The sequence below is a fragment of the Stenotrophomonas sp. AGC87 genome (genome assembly GCF_057333975.1).
The window spans coordinates 329,141-337,068 of record NZ_JBHFHW010000029.1 but is presented as its reverse complement, the minus strand read 5'-3'; the positions used below and the strand labels follow the sequence as shown (position 1 = coordinate 337,068).

General features: G+C 67.0%; 7 protein-coding genes. 5 read left to right on the top strand and 2 right to left on the bottom strand.

Annotated features, from left to right (window positions below; all coding sequences use genetic code 11):
• Positions 1–195 precede the first annotated feature (195 nt).
• Together ACE026_RS11515 and ACE026_RS11510 are read right to left on the bottom strand one after the other, a co-directional pair.
• The gene (locus ACE026_RS11515) at positions 196–525 is read right to left on the bottom strand and encodes a PIN domain-containing protein (RefSeq protein WP_486039102.1); all 330 of its coding nucleotides are present in this window, start codon (positions 523–525) and stop codon (positions 196–198) included.
• A 129-nt stretch (positions 526–654) separates the two neighbouring features.
• The gene (locus ACE026_RS11510) at positions 655–1,917 is read right to left on the bottom strand and encodes a glycosyltransferase (protein ID WP_486039101.1); all 1,263 of its coding nucleotides are present in this window, start codon (positions 1,915–1,917) and stop codon (positions 655–657) included.
• A gap of 319 nt (positions 1,918–2,236) precedes the next feature.
• Between ACE026_RS11510 and rpmB the strand changes: the two genes are divergently transcribed.
• The 5 genes from rpmB to uvrD all read left to right on the top strand — a co-directional run bounded on the left by rpmB (position 2,237) and on the right by uvrD (position 7,905).
• The gene (gene rpmB / locus ACE026_RS11505) at positions 2,237–2,473 is read left to right on the top strand and encodes a 50S ribosomal protein L28 (protein ID WP_019185625.1); all 237 of its coding nucleotides are present in this window, start codon (positions 2,237–2,239) and stop codon (positions 2,471–2,473) included.
• 10 nt (positions 2,474–2,483) lie between these two features.
• Positions 2,484–2,651 (top strand): 50S ribosomal protein L33, encoded by a 168-nt coding sequence (gene rpmG / locus ACE026_RS11500; RefSeq protein ID WP_172407465.1) that lies wholly within the window; start codon positions 2,484–2,486, stop codon positions 2,649–2,651.
• A gap of 154 nt (positions 2,652–2,805) precedes the next feature.
• The gene (cls, locus tag ACE026_RS11495; RefSeq protein WP_486039100.1) at positions 2,806–4,224 is read left to right on the top strand and encodes a cardiolipin synthase; all 1,419 of its coding nucleotides are present in this window, start codon (positions 2,806–2,808) and stop codon (positions 4,222–4,224) included.
• Between the two features lie 54 nt (positions 4,225–4,278).
• The gene (locus ACE026_RS11490) at positions 4,279–5,652 is read left to right on the top strand and encodes an FAD/NAD(P)-binding protein (protein ID WP_486039099.1); all 1,374 of its coding nucleotides are present in this window, start codon (positions 4,279–4,281) and stop codon (positions 5,650–5,652) included.
• 63 nt (positions 5,653–5,715) lie between these two features.
• Positions 5,716–7,905, top strand: coding sequence for a DNA helicase II (gene uvrD, locus ACE026_RS11485; RefSeq protein WP_259261946.1), 2,190 nt, complete (start codon positions 5,716–5,718; stop codon positions 7,903–7,905).
• Positions 7,906–7,928: the final 23 nt, after the last annotated feature.

The window sequence follows — 7,928 nt, the reverse complement described above, 5'->3', positions numbered from 1 at the left end:
GGCGCACCTGGCTGCCTTACCAATGCGCTGGCTTGTCGATAGGCTTCTTTCCGGTCTGGATCCGGTCAGGCAACTGGCAGGACGCCAGCTCTTCATCGTGGATATGGCTGCGCGCCCAATGCGCATTCGCTGACAGCGAGGACATCATGTTGCGGTGGGCAATCGCACCTTCCTCGGGAGGCCGCCTTGGGGTGATCACTCCAAGGCGACATATCGCGGCATCTTGGTCCCGCTGCGATCATGCGTGTGGGTTCCCATTGTCTTCTGGAAACGGCTGCCATGACGGACCTCGTGCCCACGTAGAAAGCTGTCTTGGGCGATCGTGGACGCATTGCCATGAGTCGAGAACCGGGCAAGGCAAAACGCACTGAAGTACCTGACCAACGTCATCTGTGACGTCGGCGTCTGCTCATGCACCAAGCGTTCGAACAGCGTGACGATGTCCACCCACTTGTAGGACGTCCCCCGGATCCGGCCATAGTAAAAGTTGTAGCCATCCACGTAGACGGCGGTGGTGTCAGTCATGCGCACTTTCCTTCGGGCATGAAAAAACCGCCTTTCGGCGGTTTCTTCGTCCCAAGCCGTTTAGCCAACTGAATGACGACGGCAAGGGCGGGGTCGTGGGGCCATTACAGCAGTCCGTTGCCGTGGCGGTCAAATGACGGGGTCACACTTGGCCCCGCCTCGTCCACTCAGCGCTGATCGATTTCCTGCAAGCCATTGCTGAATCAGATCGACCGCTTCCTCCACCCCCTCTTCGGTGCCCATCTCCCTTCCCAGAGCAGCAGCCCGTTCACGCGTTTCGGCGTGCTCGACGAAGCCAACTGCCCGTCCCAGCGTGTTGGCGTCCAACCGCTTCGGCGACAACGCCGCCGGTGCCACGCCCAGCCGGTGCAGCCGATCCGCCCAGAAGAACTGGTCGGCGGCGAACGGCATCACCAGCGAGGGCACACCGGCCCGGCAGGCCGAGTGCGTGGTGCCGCTGCCACCGTGATGGATGATCAGCGCGCAGCGCGGGAACAATGCCTCATGCGGGGTCGGCCCGATCACGAACACGTTGGGCGGCAGGGGAGCACTGGGCAGCCCGGCCCAGCCCGGGAACAGCAGCACCCGCCGCGGGGCCAGGGCCGCCAGCAGCGCAGGCAGCACCTGGTCGCGATCAAAGCCGGTCATGCTGCCGAAGCCGAGGTAGACCGGGGCGGGACCGGCCTCCAGGAAGGCCTGCAGATCCGGCGGCGGATGCCAGCCCCGCTCGGGCGCGCGCCACTGGCCGCAGATCTGGTGGTTGTCCGGCCAGTCCAGCGGCGGTGGCAGCAGACTGGGCGAGATGCCGTACAGCATCGGCAGATCCGGCCAGGGGGAGGCGCGCCTCGGCATGCCCAGTGCCACTCGCGCGGCGTTGATCGGACGCCGGAAGGTGCGCCACACCGCGTGGTTGACCAAGGTGTAGCTGAGCCGGTTGAGAACGCCGGGCAAGCGCAGGCGTGGCAGGAACGGGGAGGGGAAGCTGGCGGTCGGGGTCAGTGGGATCATCCCGGTGCCGATCACCGGCAGCCCGTGGTGCTCGGCCACGGTCAGGCCGACGAAAGCGGCCAGCCCGCCGGTCAGCACGGCATCGCAGCCGGCGGCAGCGGCATCGGCCTGGCGCATCCATCCGGGCACGTGCCGTTGCGCCATCCGCGCCAGCCCCCGCGAGGCGGCGAGACGGGCGTTACCGCGCGAGACCAGCGCCACGACCTCGTCATGGATGTCGCCCTCCAGCGCGGCATGCGGGACACCCAGCTCGCGCGCGGTCTCCAGCGTGCCGCGCTCGGCCAGCAGCAGCACCTCATGGCCCGCGGCGATCAACCCATGGCAGAGCATCACCAGCGGGCGGGTGTCGCCTTCGGTGCCGTAGGTCAGGGCGAGCAGCTTCATGAAAGGCCGCTGGGGAGGGGGAAGGAAGGCGCTGGGGTCATCCATTGAGTCCGGGTTCGATGCCCGGGCAGCCTAGCGGAGGGCCCGTCACGGGACCGGGACGGCGTGCCGGCGCCGCGCCAGCTTGCCGCAGCCCCCCGAAGCGGGCATAATGCGCGGCTCGCTGTGTCCAAAAACCTTTGGATCGGTGGCCGGGAACACGTCATCCGGTCCGCCCTCGACAGCGTAACCCTTTGATTCTCATGACGTGTGGCGGGAAACCGTCGAGGCCGCCGTCGCCCGGGCTATGGGCTGACAACTACTTTTATCGAGGTGCGCAATGTCCCGCGTATGCCAAGTTTCCGGCAAGCGAGTGCAGACGGGTAACAACGTCTCGCACGCCAACAACAAGACCCGTCGTCGTTTCCTGCCCAACCTGCACGAGCGCCGCTTCTGGGTTGCCAGCGAAAACCGCTGGGTCAAGCTTCGTGTTTCCGCGCATGCCCTGCGCACCATCGACAAGAACGGTATCGACTCCGTTCTGGCTGAGCTGCGTTCGCGCGGCGAAAAGGTCTGAGGAGTAAACGATCATGGCAGGCAAGCGCGATAAGATCCGTCTGATTTCGACGGCCAACACTGGCCACTTCTACACGACGGACAAGAACAAGAAGAACACCCCCGGGAAGATGGAATTCCTGAAGTACGATCCGGTCGTGCGCAAGCACGTCCTGTACAAGGAAGGCAAGATCAAGTAATCCGCAAGGATCCTTGAGCTTCCCGACGAAAAACCCGCCCTCGTGGCGGGTTTTTTGTTGGCCGGCGATACGGGGCACCGGCCAGCGGCCGGCACTACCGGTTGCATGCATCGGCCCATGGCAGAATGCGTTTCCCCTCCCGACGGGCGACGCGATGCTGTTCGAGTGGCTGCTGGGTTCGTGGTTGTTGATGCTGGATTGGCTGATCCGGCTGGCCGCGCTGTTGTGGATTCCCAGCCGCACCACGCCCGGTGCCGCGCGCAGCTGGTTGCTGCTGGTCGGCTTCGTGCCGTTGCTCGGGCTGCCGCTGTATCTGCTGTTCGGCCATCCGTGGCTGTCGCGCCAGCGCGTGCAGCGCCAGGCCGAGGCCTCCCAGGTGATCCGCGAGGAGCAGGCCCTGCAGCCGCCCCTGCGCTGGACGCCCCCGCCGGAGACGGCCACCGCCGAGATCGTGCCGCTGATCGAGCGCCAGGGCGATTTCATGCCCATCCACGGCAACGCGGTGGATCTGCTCAATGACTACGACGCCTCGCTGCAGGCCCTGATCGAAGACATCGACCAGGCCCGCGAGCGTGTGCACCTGCTGTACTACCTGATGTTCGACGATGCCGTCGGCGAGGCCATCGTGCAGGCACTGCAGCGGGCTGCGGCGCGCGGGGTGCACTGCCGCGTGCTGCTCGATGCCGTGGGAGCCAAGCGCGGGCTGCGCCACTACCGCCACCGTCTCCAAGCCCTCGGCGTAGATGTGCGCGCGATGCTGCCCGGTGGGCTGCGCTGGCGCCGCAGTGGCCGCATGGACCTGCGCAACCACCGCAAGATCGCGGTGATCGACAACCGCGTCGGCTACATCGGCTCACAGAACCTGGCGCGCGCGCAGTTTGTTGCCGGGTTCCCGAACAAGGAGCTGGTGGCGCGCGTGCGCGGGCCGGTGGTGGCGCACCTGGAAGCGGTGTTCGCCAGCGATTGGTACATGGAAACCGGGCAGCGCCTGGATGTGCTCACCGCCGTGCCGGTGTGCTCGGCCGATGTGCCGACCCAGCTGCTGCCCAGTGGCCCGGCCTATCCCTTCAGCAATGCGCGCGATGCGGTGAACGCGCTGATCCATCTGGCGCGTCGGCGCATCGTGCTGGTCACGCCGTACTTCGTGCCGGATGAGGCGACCTTGAGCGCGCTGCGCATCGCCGCCTTGTCCGGCGTGCAGGTGCAGCTGATCCTCTCGGCCAGCACCAACCAGCGGCTGACCTCCTGGGCGCAGGAGGCCTACTACGATGAGCTGCTGCGCAGCGGTGTGCGCATCGCGTTGTACGAACCGCATTTCCTGCATGCCAAGCACCTGACCGTCGATGAAGACATCGCCCTGGTCGGCTCGATCAACCTGGATATCCGCTCGTTCGCGCTCAATGCCGAGATCGGCATGCTCTGTTATGACCCGGGGATGGTGCGGCAGCTGGCGCAGATCGAAGCCGACTATCTCGAGCAGTCCCGGCAGCTCGATCTGGCGACGTGGCGCCAACGGCCGGCGTGGAAGCGCAGCCGCGAAGGCATCGCGCGGCTGGCCGATGCGCTGATGTAGCCCGCTGTGACGCACGTGGACGGCCGGCCCACGCGCATCGCCTACAATCGAGGCATGACTGCGTCCGATACCCATCGCCAGTGTGATCTGGCCATCGTCGGCGGCGGCGCTGCCGGCGTCCTCGTCGCGCTGCAGGCCCTGCGCCATGCTGCGCGACCGTCACGCATCGTGTTGTTCGAGCCGGCGTCGGCGCTGGCCGAAGGCATCGCCTACGCCACGCCTTGGCCTGAGCACCTGCTCAACGTGCCGGCCGGCAAGATGAGCGGGCTGCCCGATCAGCCTGCGGATTTCCTGGATTACCTGATCGACAGCCAGGCGATTGCCGATGTGCCGCGCGAGGTGCTGGCGGATCAGTTCGTGCCGCGCCGCCATTTCGCCGCCTACCTGCGTGAGCGCCTGGAACAGGCGTGCGAGCGCAGCGCAGCGGCGCTGGAGGTGGTCGAGCAGCCGGTGTTCGCGCTGGAGCCGACCGGACACGGCGTGGAGCTGCGGCTCGACGATGACGTGACGTGGCGCGCGCAGCGCGTGGTGCTGGCCTGTGGCAACAGCATGCGTCCGCTGCCGGTACCCGGTGCCGACGCACTGCCGCCCGCACAGGCGGTGGAGGCGTGGGATTACGACGGCGTGCGCGTGCTGGCCGGCGATGACGATCTGGCCATCATCGGCTCGGGCCTGAGCATGGCCGACAGTGTGGTTGCCCTGGCCGCTGCCGGTCACCGCGGGCGCATCTACGTGCTGTCGCGCCATGCGCTGCTGCCGTTGCCACAGGCGCACGGCGATGCGGTCACCTTCGATCCGCAGCCGCTGCTGACGATGTCGTTGCGCCAGCGCGTGCGCGAGCTGCGCGCGCAGGCCGATGCCGCCGTGGCCCAAGGCATTCCATGGCAGAGCGTGATGGACCGTATCCGGCCGATGGGCCAGGCGTTGTGGCTGAGCCTGGGCGAGGCCGATCAGCGCCGCTTCCTGCGCCACGTCGTGCGGTACTGGGACGTACACCGCCACCGCATCGCCGAATCGGTGCATGCCCAGGTCAGCGAACTGGAGCGCAGCGGCCAGCTGCAGCGCCATCGGGCCCGGCTGGATACGCTGCTGGTGCAGGAAAGCGGGCTGCAGCTGCACGGCCGCAGCCCGGACGGTGGCCTGCCGCCCCTGACCGTGGGCGCGGTGATCAATGCCACCGGGGTGGAGACCCGCGCGCTGTCCATGCGTAATCCGCTGATCCAGCAGCTGCTGGCGGACGGACATGCCCGCCCTGGCCCGCACGGCCTTGGGCTGGAGACCACGGTGGACGACGGTGCCCTGATCGATGGCCATGGCCGGCCACAGCCCGCGATCCGGGTGGTCGGCAGCCTGCGCATCGGCACCTTGTGGGAGAGCCTGGCGATCCCGGAACTGCGCGTGCAGGCCGAACAGGCCGCGCGCGGCTGAACCCGTTCGATCCGGGTGCCGGGTAACGGCCCGGAGCGCCCCGCCCGAGGGTAAAATGGGGACATGGATGTTTCCCACTTGCTCGACGGGTTGAACCCCGCCCAGCGCGAAGCTGTGTCCGCCCCGCCCGGCCACCATCTGGTGCTTGCCGGTGCCGGTTCCGGCAAGACCCGCGTGCTTATCCACCGCATCGCCTGGCTCAATGAAGTCTGCGGCGTGCCGACCCATGGCATTTTTGCGGTGACCTTCACCAACAAGGCCGCCGGCGAGATGCGTCACCGCATCGACCTGCAGCTGTCGCAGGGCAGCCGCGGCGCGTGGATCGGCACCTTCCACGGCCTGGCCCATCGCCTGCTGCGCCTGCATTTCCAGGACGCCAAGCTGCCCGACAGCTTCCAGGTGATGGATTCGGACGACCAGCTGCGGCTGGTCAAACGCGTGGTCCAGCAGCTGGAGATCGACGACGGCAAGTTCCCGCCGAAGCAGATCGCCTGGTGGATCAACGAGCAGAAGGACGAGGGCCGTCGCCCGCAGCACATCCAGCCCGAGCCGCATGACGCGTGGCTGGAAACCATGCGCCAGGCGTATATCGCCTATCAGGAGCGCTGCGACCGCGCCGGTCTGGTCGATTTCGCCGAGCTGCTGCTGCGCGCGCATGAACTGCTGCGCGACAACCCGGCGCTGCTGGCGCACTACCGCTCGCGCTTCCGCGAAATCCTGGTGGACGAGTTCCAGGACACCAATGCCATCCAGTACGCCTTCGTGCGCGTACTGGCCGGCGATACCGGCCACGTGTTCGTGGTCGGCGATGACGACCAGGCCATCTACGGCTGGCGCGGCGCCAAGGTCGAGAACGTCCAGCGCTTCCTGAAGGATTTCCCGGGTGCGCAGACCGTGCGCCTGGAACAGAACTACCGCTCCACCGCCAACATCCTCGGCGCGGCCAATGCGGTGATCGCGCACAACCCGGACCGTATCGGCAAGGAGTTGTGGACCGACAGCGGCGACGGCGATCCGATCGATCTGTACGCCGCCTACAACGAGATGGACGAGGCGCGTTACGTGGTCGAGCGCGCGCGCCAGTGGGTGCGCGATGGCGGCAGCTACGGCGACGTCGCCGTGCTCTACCGCAGCAATGCACAGTCGCGTGCGTTCGAAGAAGCGCTGCTCTCCGAGCAGGTGCCGTACCGCGTGTACGGCGGCATGCGCTTCTTCGAGCGTGCCGAAATCAAGGATGCGCTGGCGTACCTGCGGTTGATGACCAACCGCAACGATGACGCCGCCTTCGAGCGTGCGGTCAACACGCCGACGCGTGGCATCGGCGACCGCACCCTGGATGAAGTGCGCCGTTTGGCCCGTACCCATGCGATCTCGCTGTGGGAGGCCACCATGCTGACCACCCAGGGCAATGAGCTCGCTGCACGTGCACGCAACGCGCTGGCTGGCTTCCTGGTACTGGTCAACCAGCTCCAGGCCGAAGCCGACACGATGACCCTGGCCGAACGCATCGACCACGTGCTGATGCGCTCGGGCCTGCGCGAGCACTGGTCCAAGGAAAGCCGCAACGCGCTGGATTCGGAATCGCGCGCGGACAACCTGGACGAACTGGTCTCGGTGGCCTCGCGCTTCGTGCGTCGCGAGGACGATGTCGAAGAAACCCAGGACATGAGCGAGCTGGTCGCCTTCCTCGCCTATGCCTCACTGGAGGCCGGCGAAGGCCAGGCCCAGGCCGGCGAAGAGGGCGTGCAGTTGATGACGCTGCACGCCGCCAAAGGCCTGGAGTTCCCGCTGGTGTTCCTGGCCGGCATGGAAGACGGCCTGTTCCCGAGCGCGCGCTCGCTGGAAGAAAGCGGCCGGCTGGAAGAAGAACGTCGCCTGGCGTACGTGGGCATCACCCGCGCACGCCAGAAGCTGGTGCTCTGCTACGCCGAATCGCGTCGCATCCATGGCCAGGACAACTACAACGTGCCCTCGCGCTTCCTGCGCGAGATCCCGCGTGAGCTGGTCAACGAAGTGCGCCCCAAGGTGCAGGTCTCGCGTGGCACCTCGCTCGGTGCCAACCGGGTGATGGGCCACGCGGCGCTGGAAGCACCGCCGCTCAAGCTGGGCGCGATGGTCAACCATCCCAAGTTCGGCGAAGGCATGGTCACCGACTACGAAGGCAGCGGCCAGCACGCCCGCGTGCAGGTCGAATTCATCGAGGCCGGCAGCAAGTGGCTGGTGATGGCGTATGCCAATCTGACGGTGCTCTGAGCGACGCTCGTCATCCAGTAGTG

Coding starts and splice junctions, on each gene's coding strand:
- ACE026_RS11515 (WP_486039102.1), bottom strand. CDS start 525: ATGACTGACACCACCGCCGTCTACGTGGATGGCTACAACTTTTACTAT.
- ACE026_RS11510 (WP_486039101.1), bottom strand. CDS start 1,917: ATGAAGCTGCTCGCCCTGACCTACGGCACCGAAGGCGACACCCGCCCG.
- rpmB (WP_019185625.1), top strand. CDS start 2,237: ATGTCCCGCGTATGCCAAGTTTCCGGCAAGCGAGTGCAGACGGGTAAC.
- cls (WP_486039100.1), top strand. CDS start 2,806: ATGCTGTTCGAGTGGCTGCTGGGTTCGTGGTTGTTGATGCTGGATTGG.
- ACE026_RS11490 (WP_486039099.1), top strand. CDS start 4,279: ATGACTGCGTCCGATACCCATCGCCAGTGTGATCTGGCCATCGTCGGC.
- uvrD (WP_259261946.1), top strand. CDS start 5,716: ATGGATGTTTCCCACTTGCTCGACGGGTTGAACCCCGCCCAGCGCGAA.